General features: G+C 71.8%; 10 protein-coding genes and 1 rRNA gene. 10 read left to right on the forward strand and 1 reads right to left on the reverse strand.

The window, feature by feature from the left end; all coding sequences use genetic code 11:
* From rrf to ACIPKM_RS18170, 4 genes are all read left to right on the forward strand, one after another.
* Positions 1–87 (forward strand): 5S ribosomal RNA (gene rrf, locus ACIPKM_RS18155); the annotation flags it as partial.
* A 98-nt stretch (positions 88–185) separates the two neighbouring features.
* Complete coding sequence (locus ACIPKM_RS18160) at positions 186–1,349, forward strand: ROK family protein (protein ID WP_402737262.1); 1,164 nt, start codon at positions 186–188, stop codon at positions 1,347–1,349.
* 73 nt (positions 1,350–1,422) lie between these two features.
* Positions 1,423–3,438, forward strand: coding sequence for a beta-galactosidase (locus ACIPKM_RS18165; protein ID WP_402737263.1), 2,016 nt, complete (start codon positions 1,423–1,425; stop codon positions 3,436–3,438).
* Entirely contained in the window at positions 3,435–5,597 is a 2,163-nt protein-coding gene (locus tag ACIPKM_RS18170; RefSeq protein ID WP_402737264.1) for an alpha-galactosidase, read from the forward strand. The genes ACIPKM_RS18165 and ACIPKM_RS18170 overlap by 4 nt, the downstream gene beginning before the upstream one ends.
* A 41-nt stretch (positions 5,598–5,638) precedes the next feature.
* Here ACIPKM_RS18170 and ACIPKM_RS18175 read toward each other — a convergent pair whose 3' ends face one another.
* The gene (locus ACIPKM_RS18175; protein WP_402737265.1) at positions 5,639–8,230 is read right to left on the reverse strand and encodes a glycoside hydrolase family 2 protein; all 2,592 of its coding nucleotides are present in this window, start codon (positions 8,228–8,230) and stop codon (positions 5,639–5,641) included.
* A gap of 108 nt (positions 8,231–8,338) precedes the next feature.
* On the opposite strand from ACIPKM_RS18175, the gene ACIPKM_RS18180 reads away from it, so the two are divergent.
* The 6 genes from ACIPKM_RS18180 to ACIPKM_RS18205 are packed head-to-tail and all read left to right on the forward strand — an operon-like array spanning position 8,339 to position 16,050.
* A complete protein-coding gene (locus ACIPKM_RS18180) occupies positions 8,339–10,027 on the forward strand; it encodes an ABC transporter substrate-binding protein (protein ID WP_071296609.1) in 1,689 nt (562 codons plus the stop codon).
* Between the two features lie 29 nt (positions 10,028–10,056).
* On the forward strand, positions 10,057–11,046 hold the full coding sequence (locus ACIPKM_RS18185; protein WP_070418539.1) for an ABC transporter permease: 990 nt from the start codon (positions 10,057–10,059) through the stop codon (positions 11,044–11,046).
* A 12-nt stretch (positions 11,047–11,058) separates the two neighbouring features.
* A complete protein-coding gene (locus tag ACIPKM_RS18190; RefSeq protein WP_261646301.1) occupies positions 11,059–12,120 on the forward strand; it encodes an ABC transporter permease in 1,062 nt (353 codons plus the stop codon).
* Complete coding sequence (locus tag ACIPKM_RS18195) at positions 12,117–12,995, forward strand: ABC transporter ATP-binding protein (RefSeq protein ID WP_092387808.1); 879 nt, start codon at positions 12,117–12,119, stop codon at positions 12,993–12,995. The genes ACIPKM_RS18190 and ACIPKM_RS18195 overlap by 4 nt, the downstream gene beginning before the upstream one ends.
* Entirely contained in the window at positions 12,992–13,900 is a 909-nt protein-coding gene (locus ACIPKM_RS18200; protein WP_402737266.1) for an ABC transporter ATP-binding protein, read from the forward strand. The genes ACIPKM_RS18195 and ACIPKM_RS18200 overlap by 4 nt, the downstream gene beginning before the upstream one ends.
* The gene (locus ACIPKM_RS18205; RefSeq protein WP_402737267.1) at positions 13,897–16,050 is read left to right on the forward strand and encodes a glycoside hydrolase family 36 protein; all 2,154 of its coding nucleotides are present in this window, start codon (positions 13,897–13,899) and stop codon (positions 16,048–16,050) included. The genes ACIPKM_RS18200 and ACIPKM_RS18205 overlap by 4 nt, the downstream gene beginning before the upstream one ends.
* Positions 16,051–16,081 lie beyond the last annotated feature (31 nt).

Below are 16,081 nucleotides of genomic sequence, written 5' to 3' on the forward strand. Positions count from 1 at the left end.
GGTCACATTCCGAACCCGGAAGCTAAGCCTCTCAGCGCCGATGGTACTGCAAGGGGGACCTTGTGGGAGAGTAGGACGCCGCCGGACTCAACGTTGCAACACCAGGGAACCCCTGACCACCACGTGGTCAGGGGTTTTCTGCGTTTCCCGGCGCGTTATGATCGGCCGACGAACGAAGGGGACCGATGACCGAGCAGCTCGATCGAGCAGCGATCGACCCGGGTCCGGTGTGGCCGGTGTTGACCGATGCGACGAGGTCCGCCCTGCGCGAGATCCTCGTGCACGGTGTGCTCTCCCGTGCGGAGATCGCTCGGTCGCTCGGGCTGTCGCGGGCGAGTCTCACGCGGGCCGTGCGGACGCTCCAGGAACACGGGTTCGTGATCGAGGTCGGCACAGGGGTGCGTGGCGCCACCGGCCGGCCGTCCGAGCTCCTCCGGACGAGCGAGGGCGTGTGGGAGTTCGTGGGCGTGAAGCTCACGCAGGACCGCTTGTACGCGGCGGTCACCGACCTCGCGGGACGGGTGCTCGCCCTGCACGAGGAAGTGCTGCGTGACGCATCGCCCGACGCGCTCGTGGCCCAGGTCGGCGAGGTCGTCGACCGGCTCCGGGCAGCGTCGCCGGCGATCTGCTCGCTCGGCGTCTCGGTGCCGGGCGACGTGGTCACCCGTGACGGCGTGACCCTGGTCGAGGTGTCGCAGTTCCTCGGCTGGCGCGACGTCCCGCTGTCGGACATGCTCGAGCGCCGGACGGGGCTCGTGACCTTCACGGTGAACGACGTCGACGCGCTCACGGCCAAGGAGCACTGGATCGGTGCCGGCGCGGGCGTCACCTCGATGGCACTCGTCACGGTCGGGGCGGGCGTCGGGTTCGGGCTCGTCACGAACGGCGAGGTGTCGGAGGGCGCCCACGGTCGGTTCGGTCGCGTCGGGCACCTGCCCGTGTACGGCGGCGGTCCGGACTGCGGGGTCGGGCACGCTGGCTGCGTGTCGAGCTACCTGCCGAGTTCCATCGTGGCGCGGAACGCCGGACACGAGGACGCCGGGTACGACGCGGTCGTCGACCTGGCCCGCGCGGGGGACGAGCAGGCGCTCCAGGCCCTCCGCGACGCCGGCACGGCCCTGGGTGTCCTCCTGTCGACGGTGGTGACGCTGGTGGACCCGGAGACCATCGTGCTGACCGGCGATGGCCTGCCCGTGTACGACCTCGCCCGCGCCGAGGTGGACGCGGCGTTCTGGCAGGGCCTCCGCCCGTACGAGCCCGCCGCGACCATCGTCGTGCAGCCGTTCGAGTTCTCCGAGTGGGCGCGTGCGGCCGCGGTCCTCGCGGTCCGCCGACTCCTCCGCTTCTGACTTAGTTACCCGAGTTGACAAACGCCTTCGACGGGCGGGATGCTGGTCCGGTCCACCCGTCGAAGGAGATGTCGTGACCCCTGCTCGTTCCGTGCCCTGGCCCACCGAGGACCTGTCGTTCGGTGGTGACTACAGCCCCGAGCAGTGGCCGCGCTCGGTGTGGGACGAGGACGTCCGACTCATGCGCGAGGCCGGTGTGAACCTCGTCACGGTCGGGGTCTTCTCGTGGGGGCTCCTCGAGCGGTCACCGGGGGAGTACACCTGGGACTGGCTCGACGACGTGCTCGACCTGCTGCACGACAACGGCATCGCGGTGGACCTCGCGACACCGACCGCCGCCCCGCCGAACTGGCTGCTCACGGCGCACCCCGAGATCCTGCCCGTCGACGCGACCGAACGCCGCGAGCGTCCCGGTGGCCGGCTCGGCTGGTGCCCGGCCTCGCCGGTGTTCCGCGCGCACGCGGTCCGGATCGCCGGCGCCCTGGCCGAACGGTACGGGGAGCACCCCGCGGTCCGGCTCTGGCACGTGAGCAACGAGCTCGGCGGCGGGAACGGCCGCTGCTACTGCGATGTCTCGGCAGCCGACTTCCGCCGCTGGCTCCGCGCGCGGTACGACGACGTCGACGCAGCGAACGCCGCGTGGGGCACCGCCTTCTGGGGCCACACCTACACGTCGTTCGACGAGGTCTCCCCGCCGCGCGGCGTCGGTGGGGCGCCGAACCCGGGGCTCGCCCTCGACTTCGAGCGCTACTCGTCGGACGCGCTCCTCGCCCACTTCGAGGCCGAGAAGGCCGTCATCGAGCAGCACTCCGCGGCACCCGTCACCACGAACTTCATGGTGGGCGCCGGTTCCCAGGTCGTCGACTACGCCGAGTGGGCACGACACGTCGCGATCCCGGCGAACGACCACTACACGCTGGTCGACGACCCCGACCGCGCCGAGGACCTCGCGGCCGCTGCCGACCGCATGCGCGGGATGACCCGCGACGGCGGTCCGTGGCTGCTCATGGAGCACTCGACCGGGGGCCCGAGCTGGCAGCAGCGGAACCGGGCGAAGGAACCCGGCGAGATCCTCCGCAACTCGCTCGCCCACGTCGCACGCGGGTCGGACGGCGCACTCTTCTTCCAGTGGCGCGCGTCGACCGCCGGCGCCGAGCAGTTCCACTCCGCGATGGTCCCGCACGCCGGCACCCGGAGCCGCGTCTGGCGCGAGGTCTGCGCCCTCGGCCGCGCACTCCGCGCCCTCGGGCCGGTCCAGGGCGCCCCGGTCGAAGGTGCCCGCGTCGCGATCGTCGTGGACGAGGCGTCCGGCTGGGCGCTCCAGTCCGGGCTGAAGCCGCACCGGGGACTCCGGTACGGGCACGAGCTCCGTGCCTGGCACACCGCGTTCTGGCGCCGCCAGGTCCTGACCGACGTCGTCCCGCTCGACGCCGACCTGTCCGGGTACGACGTCGTGGTGCTCCCGACCCTCTTCGTCGTCGACGACGCGTCCGCGGCGCGGATCAGCGCCGTCGTGGAGCACGGCGCGACGCTCCTGGTGACCTACGCCTCGGGGATCGTGGACGAGACCGCGCGGGTCCGCACCGGTGGCTACCCGGGTGCGTTCCGCGACGTGCTCGGCGTGTGGTCGGAGGAGTTCACGCCGCTGCAGCGCAACGAGCGCGTCCTGCTCGACGACGGCACGGTCGTCACCGACTGGGCGGAGGACGTGGTCGTCGAGGACGCCGACGTCGTCCTCCGGCACGTCGACGGGCCGCTCGCGGGCCGCCCCGCGGTCACACGTCGCGCCGCCGGCGGCGGCGCCTGGTACGTCTCGGCGATGCTCGACGCGGACGGGGTGCAACGGATCGTGGACCGGATCGTCGAGGAGCGCGCGATCGCGCGGACCGTCACCGCGCCTCCAGGCCTGGAGGCAGTGCGTCGCGTCCGGCAGGACGGCACCGGGATCCTCTTCCTCCTGAACCACCGCACCGACGACGTCGTCCTGTCGGCTGCCGGGACCGACCTGCTCGACGGCTCCGGGCACGGCCCGGAGACCGTCGTGCCCGCCGGCGGCGTCCGCGTGCTCCTCGAGGAGGCGACGGCATGACCGTCGTGGACGGCGAGGAGGCGCGGGCAGCCGTGCCGGCGGCGGTGACGCGCGTCCACGCGCTGCGCGCGGCCGGGGTGGGTGTCGTCGTCGCGACCCGTGTCGACGGCCTGCCCGAGGTGCTGCACTGGGGGCGGGACGTCGGCGAGGTCGTGCCGGAGGACGCGGACGACCTCGTGCTCGCCGTCGCGCGGGCGGTCTCACCGAGTGCGTTCGACGCCCCGTGGCCGGTGACGATCCTGCCCACCGAACAGGACGGGTGGGAGGGGCGGCCCGGGATCGCCGGACAGGTCGGCGGTCGTCCGCTCGTACCGGTGTGGCGCGACGTCGTGGTGCACGTCGAGGGACAGCTGCTCGTGGTCGACGCCGCGTCGGACGAGGTGGCGCTGCACAGCGAGTTCGCCCTCGACGACGCCGGGGTCCTGCGGGTGCGGCACGCGCTGACGAACAGCGGCACGGCCGACGTCGAGGTGCAGGCGCTCGAAGCGGTGCTGCCGGTGGGGGAGCGTGCCGCCGAGGTGCTCGACCTCGCCGGACGGTGGACCCGCGAGCGGACCCCGCAGCGGCGGGCGATGACCGACGGGGTGCACGTGCGCGAGAGTCGTCGGGGGCGGACCGGGCACGACGCCCCGACCTTCACGGTGCTCGGGACCCCTGGTTTCGACGACACCACCGGCGAGCTGTGGGCGGTGCACCCGGCGTGGAGCGCGGACTCCGTGCACCGCTACGACCAGCTCGCCGAGGCCCGTCCCGTGCTCGGCGCGGGGGAGCTCCTGCGCGCGGGCGAGGTCGTGCTCCGTCCGGGCGAGACGTTCACCACGCCCGACACCGTCTTCGTCTGGACCGACGCCGGGCTCGACGGGGTCGCCGCCCGCCTCCACGACTCCCTCCGCGCGCGCCCCGGGCACCCACGGACCCCGCGTCCCGTCGTGCTGAACACCTGGGAGGCCGTCTACTACCGGCAGGAGCTGGAGCCGCTGCTCGCACTCGCGCGGGTCGCTGCCGACGTCGGTGTCGAACGGTTCGTCCTCGACGACGGCTGGTTCACCGGGCGCCGCTCCGACACCACGGCCCTCGGCGACTGGACGGTCGACGCCGACGTCTGGCCGCAGGGCCTCGGCCCGCTCGTCGCCGGTGTCCGAGCGCTCGGCATGGACTTCGGGCTGTGGTTCGAGCCGGAGATGGTGAGCCCGGTGTCCGAGCTCGCGGTCGACCACCCGGACTGGCTCCTGCAGGACCCCGGGCGCACCCGGACGTGGCGGCACCAGTACGTGCTCGACCTCGCCCGCGCGGACGTCCGCGAGCACGTGCTCGACCGGATGTCGGCGGTGATCGGCGCGCACCACGTCGACTTCGTGAAGTGGGACCAGAACCGCGACGTCGTGCAGACCGTGCACGCCGGCCGGGTCGGCCTCGACGCGCACACCCGTGGCGCCTACGCGGTGATGGACGAGCTCCGTCGCCGACACCCCTGGCTCGAGATCGAGGCGTGCGCGTCCGGCGGCGCCCGGGTCGACCTGGGCGTCCTCGAACGCGCCGACCGGGTGTGGGCCTCGGACTCGAACGACGCGATGGAACGGCTGCCGATCCAGCGGTGGACCGAGCTCCTGCTGCCGCTCGAGCTCATCGGGTCGCACGTCGGCCCGGAGGTGTCGCACACCACCGGGCGGCACCTCGACCTCGACTTCCGGATGGCGGTGTCGCTCTTCGGCAGCGCCGGCATCGAGACCGACGTCACGCGGTGCAGCCCCGCGGAGCTCGACCGGCTGCGGGAGTGGACCGCGCTCTACAAGCGGGAGCGGGGACTGTTGCACTCCGGGCGGCTGCACCACGTCGAGCTCGGGGACCCCGGGCTCGCGACGACGGCGGTCGTCGCGCGCGATCGGTCCCGAGCCCTCGTGCGGGTCGCCCGGACCGTGACGGGGCCGCGGTCCCTGGCCGTGCCGCTGCGCCTGCGCGGACTCGACCGGGAGCGCCGGTACCGGGTCGCACCGGTGACGGGGCTCCGGGTGCCGAAGGGGGTCGACGTGACCCGGACGCCGTGGATCGAGCGGGGGAGCGTGGAGCTGTCCGGCGCGGTGCTCGAGGACGTGGGGGTGCGGCTGCCCGCGCTGGCCCCGGGGACCGCGCTCGTGCTCGAGGTGCAGGCGACCGGCTGACCGGGCGGACGGGCCGGGCACGCGCCCAGCCCGTCCGCGGCTCAGGGCAGCAGATCGCCTGCGTGCCGGAGCACCAGGGGGCCGGCCAACGCCTCCACGTCGATGCCCGCCGCGCGCGTGACCTCGAACACCGCCGACTCGCCGGGCAGCAGCGACACCAGCCCCTCGTCGACCCGGGCCGTGGCGACCACCCGGTCCGGGAACAGCGCGAGGTCCCGCACGTACGCCGTCGCCGTGACCGTGACCCGCGCTCCCTCCGGCGTCGCCGCGGCGTCGACCGAGAACGGTCGACGTCCGAGGCGCTGGTCGACGACCTCCGCGAAGTCGTGCACCCGCCGCCCCGAGGCCGACCCGGTCACCACGAGCACCTCACCCGAGCGGTCCTGCGGCACCGCGACCTCGACGGGCAGCGTGATCCGGACCGCGTCCGCCGGGTCGACCGAGACGGTCGCCGTGGTCGTCGCGAGCACCGTGCCGTCGAACGCGCGGCGCTTGACGACGACCTCGTCGGTGACGGGCGCACCGCCGGCGTTCACCACGACGACGTCGAGGCCGTCGCCCGCCGTCGACCGCTGGACCGTGGCGAGGACCTCGCGGTAGGCCTGTCGGACCGCGTACCAGACCGGCTTCCGGTGCCCGGCGTGGTCGACGAGTGCCCAGGACACCACGGGCCAGTCGTCGTTGAGCTGCCAGACGACCATGCCGGTGTTGTCCGGCGTGCGGGACCGGAACCACTCCATGCCGAAGCGGATCGCGTGCGCCTGGTTGAGCTGCGCGGCCCAGTGCCAGTCCTCGATGGTCGTCGGCGCCGGGAGGTGCCCGCGCATGCCGTCGGCGAGCTTCCGGTTGCCCTCGCGCGCCTTCTGGTGCACGAGCATCTCGTGGCCGTCCGGGTCGAGCGGCTCGTCGTGGACGACCGCGGTGAGGGTCGACCACGCGGGCGGACCCTGGAACCCGAACTCCGCCACGAACCGCGGGTTCCAGTCGGCGTAGGCGCGGTAGTCGAGCCGGTTCCAGACGTCCCAGATGTGCACGCTGCCGTTCCGCTCGTCGTTCGGCGTCAGGTACTCGTCGAACGAGAACGGGCTCCCGGGGGTGTACGGCCGGGTCGGGTCGAGCTCCGCGACGATCGCGGGCAGCAGCGAACGGTAGTACCCGTTGCCCCAGGTGCGACCGACGAGCGCCGGCCGCCACCCCCACTCGGCGTACGCCACGAGGTTCTCGTTGTTGCCGTTCCACACCACGAGCGAGGGGTGGGGACTGAGGCGGGTGACGGCCTCGCGGACCTCGGGCTCGACCTCGTCGGCCAGCCAGGGCTCCTCGGCGTAGGCCGCGCAGGCGAACAGGAAGTCCTGCCAGACGAGGATCCCGAGCTCGTCGCACCGGTCGTACAGGTCGTCGGACTCGTAGACCCCGCCGCCCCAGATCCGGAGCAGGTTGACGTTCGCCTCGACCGCGTCCTCGATCCGCTCGGCGTAGCGCTCGGCCGTCATCTCGGTGAGGTACGCGTGGTCCGGGATCCAGTTCGCCCCGCGCACGATGACGGGCCGGTCGTTGACGCGCAGGAGGAACGGCGCGCCACCGGCGTCGGCAGCCGTGTCGAGGGTGACGGTCCGGAACCCCACCCGGCCGGTCCAGACGTCGTCGCCGACCTCGACCCGGACGTCGTACAGCGGCTGGTCACCGTGGCCGCGCGGCCACCAGACGGCGACGTCCGGGACCTCGAGCCGCACGACGGCGGAGCCGGTCGTGCGATCCGGGCCGGTCGCGACGGGGCGCGCGCCGACGACCCGACCGGCGGTGTCGGCGGGGTCGGTGGGGCGGACGGGAGGCGCGGTGTCGGAACCGGGGTGCGCTGCGGACGCGTGGTGCGGTGCCAGGGTGATCCGGGCCTCCAGTCCGGCACCCGCGTCACCACCCGCGGAGGCGACGGGCGCGCTGCCGATGGCCTGCGAGAATGCGCCGGAGGAGCCGGCGAACTCGACGTCGACGTGCGCCGTGAGCACGCCGGTGGTGCCGTCGACGTCGACGAGGGGGCGGACGGCCGCGATGCGGACGCCGCTCCAGGACTCGATGCCGATCGACTTCCAGATGCCGCTCGTCGCGACGTCGACGCCCCAGTCCCAGCCGAAGTTCGACGCGTTTTTCCGGAGCGCGTTGTACGGGTGGTGGTTGACGTGCGGGAGCTCGCCGCCGTGCAGCTCGGAGAGCCGGACGGCCGCGGGCACGGGCGCGTCGAACGTGACGACGAGCTCGTTCGCGCCCGGTCGGAGCAGGTGTCCGACGGGGAACCGGTACGAGCGGTGCTGGTTCGCGGTGGTGCCGACGACGATGCCGTTGAGCTCGAGCGTCGCGAGCGTGTCGAGACCGTCCGCGACGAGGTCGTGGCGGCGCTCCCCGGTGCCGCCGACCCAGTCGAACGTCCGCCGGTACCGCCAGACCGTGTCGCCGATCCACTGCGTCGCGGCCTCGCCGTCACCGTCGAAGGGATCGGGGATCCTGCCGGCGCGGAGCAGGTCGGTGTGCACGCAGCCGGGCACCACCGCCTGCACCGGGTCGCGGTGAGCATCGGCCTCCGGTGGACCGGCCACCGCCTCGAGGGTCCAGTGGCCGTCCAGTGTCGTGCGCTCCATCGCGCCTCCTCACGTCGTCGTGCAAGCTCTTGACCGGGTTAGTTTAGCCGTGTAACAATCGCGGTCACAACGACCAGGCCTGCGACGGAGCAGACCGAGAGGACAACGATGTCAACACCAAACCGTTCCCGGCGGCTCGCCATCGCGGCCGCGGCCATCCTCACCACCGCGGGACTCGCCCTCACCGGCTGCAGCTCGAGCGGGACCGCGGCGTCGTCCGACTCCGCGTCGACCCTGATCGCGTACACCGGACAGTCCGGCGACTACCAGATCAACTACAACCCCTGGTCGCCGTCGAACATCGGTGGCGTCGGGACGATCTACGAGGGCCTGTTCTTCATCACGAACGTGAACACGAAGGACCCGAAGCCGCTGCTCGGCACGAGCTACGAGTGGAACGCCGACGGCACCCAGCTGAGCATCACGCTCCGCGACGACGCGAAGTGGAGCGACGGGAAGCCCTTCACGGCGAAGGACGTCGTGTTCACCCTCGACATGCTCAAGAAGTACAAGGCGCTAAACTCCATCGGGTACGACGGCACCGCGAAGGCCGAGGGGGACGACAAGGTCGTCGTGTCCTTCGCGAAGCCGTCCTTCGTGCTCGGCCCGAACCTGCTCGGCAAGACCTGGATCGTGCCGGAGCACCTCTGGAAGGACATCGACCCGACCACCGACGTCGTGCGCAAGCCCGTCGGGACGGGCCCGTACACGCTCGGCACGTTCAAGGCGCAGGCCTTCACCCTCGAGGCGAACAAGGACTACTGGGGCGGTGCCCCGGCCGTGAAGACGATCCGCTACCTGTCGCTCTCCGGCAACACCGCGGGTGCCGACGCCCTGTCGCAGGGCTCGATCGACTGGCAGACCGGCCCCGTCCCGAACATGGACGACATCCCCGGCCACTACCAGGGCTACGACGGCATCACCGTCGGCCAGAACCAGATGGCCCTGCTGACCTGCTCGTCGACGGCGCTCGGCTGCTCGGGCCCGCAGACCGACCCGGCCGTGCGGCACGCCATCGCCGACGCGATCAACCGCAAGCAGCTCAACTCCCTCGCGTTCTCGAACACCGCCAGCGAGATCTCGCCGACCTTCGCACTGACGACGACGCAGAAGGACATGATCTCGAAGGACGTCTCGCCGGCCGTGATGCCGTCCGGTGCCGACACCGACGCCGCGGCCTCGACGCTCGAGGACGCCGGGTACGCCAAGGGTGCCGACGGCATCTACGCGAAGGACGGCAAGAAGCTGTCCCTGACGGTCGAGGTCGTCACCGGCTGGACCGACTACATCACCGCGATCGACACGATGACGCAGCAGCTCAAGGCCGCCGGCATCGAGCTCAAGGCACAGCAGTCGTCGTGGAACGAGTGGACCGACAAGAAGACAAAGGGCAACTACCAGCTCGCGATCGACTCGCTCGGCCAGGGCCCGACCGCGAACCCGTACTACCTCTACAACAACTACTACTCGACCGCGAACACCGCGAAGGTCGGCGAGGCGGCCCCGATGAACATCGCCCGCTACAGCAACCCCGAGGTCGACGCCGCGCTGCAGAAGCTCGCGACGATCAACCCGGAGGACACCGCGGCGACCCAGCCCGAACTCGACGTCATCCAGCAGCACGTCGTCGAGGACATGCCGTACATCCCGATCATGACCGGCGGCACGACGAGTGAGTTCCACGCCGCGAAGTTCACCGGCTGGCCGACGAAGGACGACCTGTACGCGTTCCCGGCGGTCTGGGCGAGCCCGGACAACGCCGAGATCTTCAAGGCCCTCAAGCCCGCCAAGGGCTGAGGCGAGGACTGCGACCGAGGAGCGCTCGTATGCACTACTTCCTGCGCAAGATCGGCTTCTACATCGTGGCCCTCTGGGCGGCGTTGACGCTGAACTTCATCATCCCCAGGCTCCTGCCCGGGAACCCCGTGGACATCCTGCTCGCCAAGCTCCAGCAGCGCGGCGGGCAGGTGACCCCGGCGACCCGGCAGGCGTACGAGCTGCTCCTCGGTGGCAACTCCTCGGAACCGATCCTCGCCCAGTACGGCCAGTACCTGGGCAACGTGTTCCGCGGTGACCTCGGGGTGTCGGTGAGCTACTTCCCGGCACCGGTGACCGAGGTCATCGGGAGCTCCCTGCCGTGGACGATCGCCCTCGTCGGCATCGCCACCGTGCTCGCCGCCGTCATCGGCGTCGCCCTCGGCGCCTTCGTCGGGTGGCGACCGGGCACCTGGCTCGACTCGTTCGTGCCGGCCACCACCCTGCTCGCCGCGGTGCCGTACTTCTGGCTCGCGCTGATCCTCGTGTACTTCTTCGCGACCGGACTGCACCTGTTCCCGGCCCAGGGCGGCTACGACGTCGTCCTCACACCGGGGTTCAACGGCGAGTTCCTCATGTCGGCGCTCAAGTACGGGGTGCTGCCCGCCGCGACGATCGTGCTCGCCTCGCTCGGCGGCTGGTTGCTCGGGATGCGCAACATGATGGTGTCCACGCTGTCCGAGGACTACATCACCACGGCGCTCGCGAAGGGCCTGCCGCACGGCAAGGTCCTCCGCAACTACGCCGCCCGCAACGCCGTGCTGCCGTCGGTCGCCGGGTTCGCGATCTCCCTCGGGTTCATCGTGTCCGGGTCCGTCGTCACCGAGCAGGTGTTCTCGTACCCCGGCATCGGGTCGAAGCTCCTGTCCGCGGTGACGAACAACGACTACGCGCTCATGCAGGGCATCTTCCTGTTCATCACCCTGGCGGTCCTCGGCGCGAACCTCGTCGTCGACCTGCTCTACGGGCTCATCGACCCGCGCACCCGGGCCCGGAGCTAGGAGGACACGACCATGACCAACATCCAACAGGAGACCGAACCCACCATCGGTGCCCTCACCGAGGAGGCCGAGGCCGGTTCCACCCGGAGCATCGCGACCGCTCGTCGTGGCCGGCCGAAGGGCGGCATCCGCCGGTTCCTCCCCACGCTGACGCCGTGGCTCGTCACGGGCATCGTGCTCATCGTCGGCGTCGCCCTGTTCGGGCTGCTCGGCCCGCTGCTCGTCGGCGACCCGAGCGCCATCCGCGACTCGGGCATGCAGCCGCCGAGCGCCGACAACCTGCTCGGGACGACGCAGACCGGGCAGGACGTCCTCGCCCAGCTCGCGTTCGCCACCCGGGGCAGCCTGCAGATCGGTCTCATCGTCGGTGTCCTCGCCACGGTGCTGTCGGCATTCTTCGGCATCCTCGGCGCGTACCTCGGCGGGATCATGGACGAGGCGTTCTCGCTCTTCTCGAACGTGTTCCTCGTGATCCCGGGCCTGCCGCTCGTCATCGTCATCTCGGGCCTCGTCCCGCAGGAAGCCCGAGGCCTCTGGACCATCGCCATCGTCCTCGCGATCACGTCGTGGGCCGGGTCCGCCCGGGTCCTCCGAGCGCAGACGATGTCGATCCGGAACCGCGACTACGTGTCCGCCGCACGGGTCGCCGGGGAACGACCGTGGCGGGTCATCGCGGTGGAGATCCTGCCGAACCTGCTGCCGGTGCTCGCGTCGCAGTTCGTGTTCGCCGTCATCGCCGCGATCCTCGGCGAGGCCGGGCTGTCCTTCCTCGGCCTCGGCGCCTCGAACTCGTCGACGCTCGGCACGATGCTCTTCTACGCGCAGAACGGCTTCGCGCTCGCCCAGGGCGCCTGGTGGTGGTTCGTCCCGCCGGGGCTCCTCATCGCACTGCTCGGCATGGGCCTCTCCCTCGTCAACTTCTCGATCGACGAGGTCATCAACCCGCGGCTCGCGAACGTGCGGGCGCAGCGACGGCGTGAACGTCGCGCACGTCGCGCGGCCCGCCGTCCCGGCCCAGGAGGCGCGGCTCGCCTCACCGAGACCACCACCGACTCGAAGGGGGTCGCCCGATGACCCGGGACGCCGTCCTCACCATCGACCACCTCGACGTCGTCTACGAGACCGAGCACCCCGTGCACGCCGTCAAGGACGTCTCGCTGACGCTCGCACCCGGGGAGATCCTCGGGCTGGCCGGGGAGTCCGGCTGCGGCAAGACGACGCTCGCCTACGCCATCACCCGGCTGCACAAGCCGCCGGCGAAGGTGACGTCGGGCAGCATCACCTTCCACGACCGGGACGGCAGCGACGTCGACCTGCTCGGCCTCGGCGACGAGCAGCTCCGTGCCGTCCGCTGGTCGAAGCTGTCGATGGTGTTCCAGGGGGCGATGAACGCGCTCAACCCGGTCACCACGATCCGGGCACAGCTCGACGACGCGCTCGTCGAGCACCGCCGCGGCATGCCCCGCAAGGAGCGTCGGGCGATCGCGGAGGACGCACTCCGCCGGGTCGGGGTCGACCCGTCCCGCATCACGGCGTACCCGCACGAACTCTCCGGCGGCATGCGGCAGCGCGTGATGATCGCGATGGCGATGCTGCTCGAGCCGCAGGTCATGATCATGGACGAGCCGACCACCGCGCTCGACGTCGTCGTGCAGCGGGAGATCCTCCGCGAGATCGTCCGCCTGCGCGACGAGCTCGGCTTCGCGGTCGTGTTCATCACCCACGACCTCCCGCTGCTGCTCGAGATCAGCGACCGGATCGCGATCATGCTCCGCGGCGAGGTCGTCGAGTGCGCCACCGCCGACACCATCCAGCACGACCCGCAGCACCCCTACACCCGGCGGCTGCTGCAGTCCTTCCCGAGCCTGTCCGGCGCCCGCGGCGACTTCATCCGCACCGGGGCGAGCATCGACGGCTCGGACCTCGACACCCAGGAGGTCGTCCGATGACCAGTGTGACCGTCAGCCACCTCGGCAAGGACTTCCACACCCGGAAGGGCCTGCGCCGGACCACCCTCCGCGCCGTCGACGACGTGTCGTTCGAGCTCCTGCCCGGACGCACCGTCGCCCTCGTCGGGGAGTCCGGTTCGGGCAAGTCGACGATCGCCCGGATGCTCGCGAAGCTGGAGAGCACCACGCGCGGCTCGATCGACGTCCGGCTCGAGGACGGCACCCCCGTCGTCGGCAGCATGTACCGGCGGCACGTGCAGATGGTGTTCCAGGACCCCTTCGCGTCGCTCAACCCGTTCCACTCCATCGAGCACCACATCGCCCGCCCGCTGCAGCTCCACCACCGTGCGCGCGGCGCCGAGGAGACCGCCGAACGCGTCCGGGAACTGCTCGGCCGCGTGAACCTCGACGAGGACTTCGCGTCCCGCCGCCCGCACGAGCTCTCCGGCGGGCAGCGACAGCGCGTCGCGATCGCCCGGGCCCTCGCACCCGGGGCGCAGGTGCTCATCGCCGACGAGCCCGTGTCGATGCTCGACGTGTCGATCCGGCTCAGCGTGCTCAACCTCATGGGGCGGCTGCAGCGCGAAGACCACCTCGCCGTGCTGTACATCACGCACGACCTCGCCACTGCGCGGCACTTCTCGGACGAGATCCTGGTGCTGTACCGCGGCCGGGTCGTGGAACGGGGACCCTCGGACGCGGTCATCCTCGACCCGCAGCACGACTACACCCGGCTGCTCGCCGAGGCCGCCCCCGACCCGGAGCGCACCGACCGCCGGGTGGCCTCGGGACCGGCGCTCGACCGCTCCACGATCGACAACACCACCTGCTACGACCACACCCTGGGGGACTGGGTGACGAGTTCGCCAGCACCGGTCGGGGCGGTCCGGGCCGGGACGCCGTGAGTGCGTTCGTCGACTGGGTCACGCCCGGGTTCTCGGCACGGTTCCGGATCGCGTCGGACCGTCCGGTCGCCCTGGTGTCGTTCGTGCCGACGGGCGGGGCGCTCGCCGACGGCCCCGACGACCCGCAGCCGCTCGTCGAGCTGACCACCGTCGGCCACGGCAGGTTCCCCGGCGGGTTCCGGCACGTCGACTCCACCATCGGCGCACGGCTCCGGTACGTGTCGCACGACGACGCCCCCGTGTCCGTGGGCGGGACCGGATCAGGGCCCGCGGACACGACCGGGGCGGTGGACGGGACCGACCTGTGGTTCCGGATCGTGCAGGAGGACGCGGCCACGCGCCTCCAGGTCGTGTCCGTGTTCCGCGTGCGCGACGGCGTCGGAGCGTTCCGGACGTGGACCGAGGTGTCGGCGCCGGAGGGCGAGCACGTCGTCGACTTCGTCTCGTCCTTCGCGACCGGGGCGTTCCTGACCGACTCCGGTGCGACGGTCGACGAGCTGTCGTTGACCCAGGCCGAGAACGACTGGGCAGCCGAGAGCCGGTGGCGCACCGATCCGCTGCGGTCGATCGGACTCGCCCGCATCGATCGCGAGGCGCAGCACCACCCGCCCCGCAGCCGCGCCGTCGTGCAGAACCGCGGCTCGTGGTCCACCGGTGAGGCGCTGCCGATCGGTGTGCTGCACGCTGCCGACTTCGCGCTCGTGTGGCAGGTCGAGCACAACGGGCCGTGGCTCTACGAACTGGGGGAGACCCGGCGGCACGCGTACGTGCTGCTGAGCGGACCGACCGACCAGGAGCACCAGTGGAGCGCCGTCGTCGGTCCGGGACAGCCGTTCGTGTCCGTGCCGGTGTCGGTCGGGATCGCCGGCTCGGTCGGGGGCGCGTTCGCGGTGCTCACCCGGCAGCGTCGGGCGTTCCGGCACGTGCGGGACGCCGATCGTGCCCTGCCGCTGGTCTTCAACGACTACATGAACACGCTCATGGGCGACCCGACGACCGAGAAGCTGCTGCCGCTCATCGACGCGGCCGCCGACGCCGGTGCCGACCTGTTCTGCATCGACGCCGGCTGGTACGCCGAGGGGCACTGGTGGGACACCGTCGGCGCGTGGGAGCCCGCGGCGTCGCGGTTCCCGACCGGGCTCGGGTCCGTCATCGACCACATCCGTTCGCGCGGCATGCAGGCCGGACTCTGGCTCGAACCCGAGGTCATCGGGATCCACTCGCCGCTGGCGTCGACCTTGCCGTCGTCCGCCTTCGTGCACCATCGCGGGGTGCGGGTCGCGGAGCACGGCCGGCACCTGCTCGACCTGCGTTCGCCGGATTCCCGGGCGCACCTCGACGCCGTCGTCGACCGGCTCGTCGGGACACTCGGCGTGACGTTCTTCAAGATGGACGACAACACGATGACGGGGCCGTTCGAGGGGCAGCTCGAGCACCAGCGGGCGCTGCTGGACTGGCTCGACGACGTGCAGGCCCGCTACCCGTCGCTGCTCATCGAGAACTGCGCCTCGGGAGCGATGCGCGCCGACTTCGCGATGCTGTCCCGGTTGCACATGCAGTCGACCTCGGACCAGCAGGACCCGGTGCTGTCCGCCACGATCGCCGCCGCAGCGCCCGCGGCGATGCTCCCCGAGCAGGCGGGGAACTGGGCGTACCCGGCGCCGTCGATGTCCGACGACCTGTTCACCCTGTCGCTCGTCAACGGCGTACTCGGGCGGATGTACCTGTCCGGGTACCTCAACGAGATGTCAGCGGCGCAGCTGGGTGTCGTGGCGGCGGCGATCGAGGCGCACCGGACCGTGCTCGCGGACGTCTCGTCGGCGCTGCCGGTGTGGCCGCTCGGGCTGCCCGGGTGGGAGGACACCTGGGTCGCGCTCGGCCTCGAGGTGCCGGACGGGGACCTGTACCTGTCGGTGTGGGCGTTGCCGGGGGCGTCGTCCTCGGTGTCGTTGCCGCTGCCGGCGCTCGTGGGGCAGTCGGTTGCGGTGTCGCCGCTCTTCCCGACGGCGATCGGGGCCTGGGAGGTCTCGTGGGACGCCGACGCGGGGGTGCTGCACGTCGACCATGGCGGGGCCACCCCGACGGCCCGGGTGTTCCGCGTCCGGCGGGACCCGGGCGTCCGGTCGGGCGGGGCCGGCGCGGGGCGCTGACCGGGGCGGGCGCCGGATGGCAGACGGTGCG

This window comes from Curtobacterium sp. NPDC086286 (genome assembly GCF_044746255.1).
Taxonomy (GTDB): Bacteria; Actinomycetota; Actinomycetes; order Actinomycetales; family Microbacteriaceae; genus Curtobacterium.

Excerpts from the sequence above, each read along its gene's own strand:
- ACIPKM_RS18160 (WP_402737262.1), top strand. The coding sequence starts at position 186 with ATGACCGAGCAGCTCGATCGAGCAGCGATCGACCCGGGTCCGGTGTGG.
- ACIPKM_RS18170 (WP_402737264.1), top strand. The coding sequence starts at position 3,435 with ATGACCGTCGTGGACGGCGAGGAGGCGCGGGCAGCCGTGCCGGCGGCG.
- ACIPKM_RS18175 (WP_402737265.1), bottom strand. The coding sequence starts at position 8,230 with ATGGAGCGCACGACACTGGACGGCCACTGGACCCTCGAGGCGGTGGCC.
- ACIPKM_RS18180 (WP_071296609.1), top strand. The coding sequence starts at position 8,339 with ATGTCAACACCAAACCGTTCCCGGCGGCTCGCCATCGCGGCCGCGGCC.
- ACIPKM_RS18185 (WP_070418539.1), top strand. The coding sequence starts at position 10,057 with ATGCACTACTTCCTGCGCAAGATCGGCTTCTACATCGTGGCCCTCTGG.
- ACIPKM_RS18190 (WP_261646301.1), top strand. The coding sequence starts at position 11,059 with ATGACCAACATCCAACAGGAGACCGAACCCACCATCGGTGCCCTCACC.
- ACIPKM_RS18195 (WP_092387808.1), top strand. The coding sequence starts at position 12,117 with ATGACCCGGGACGCCGTCCTCACCATCGACCACCTCGACGTCGTCTAC.
- ACIPKM_RS18200 (WP_402737266.1), top strand. The coding sequence starts at position 12,992 with ATGACCAGTGTGACCGTCAGCCACCTCGGCAAGGACTTCCACACCCGG.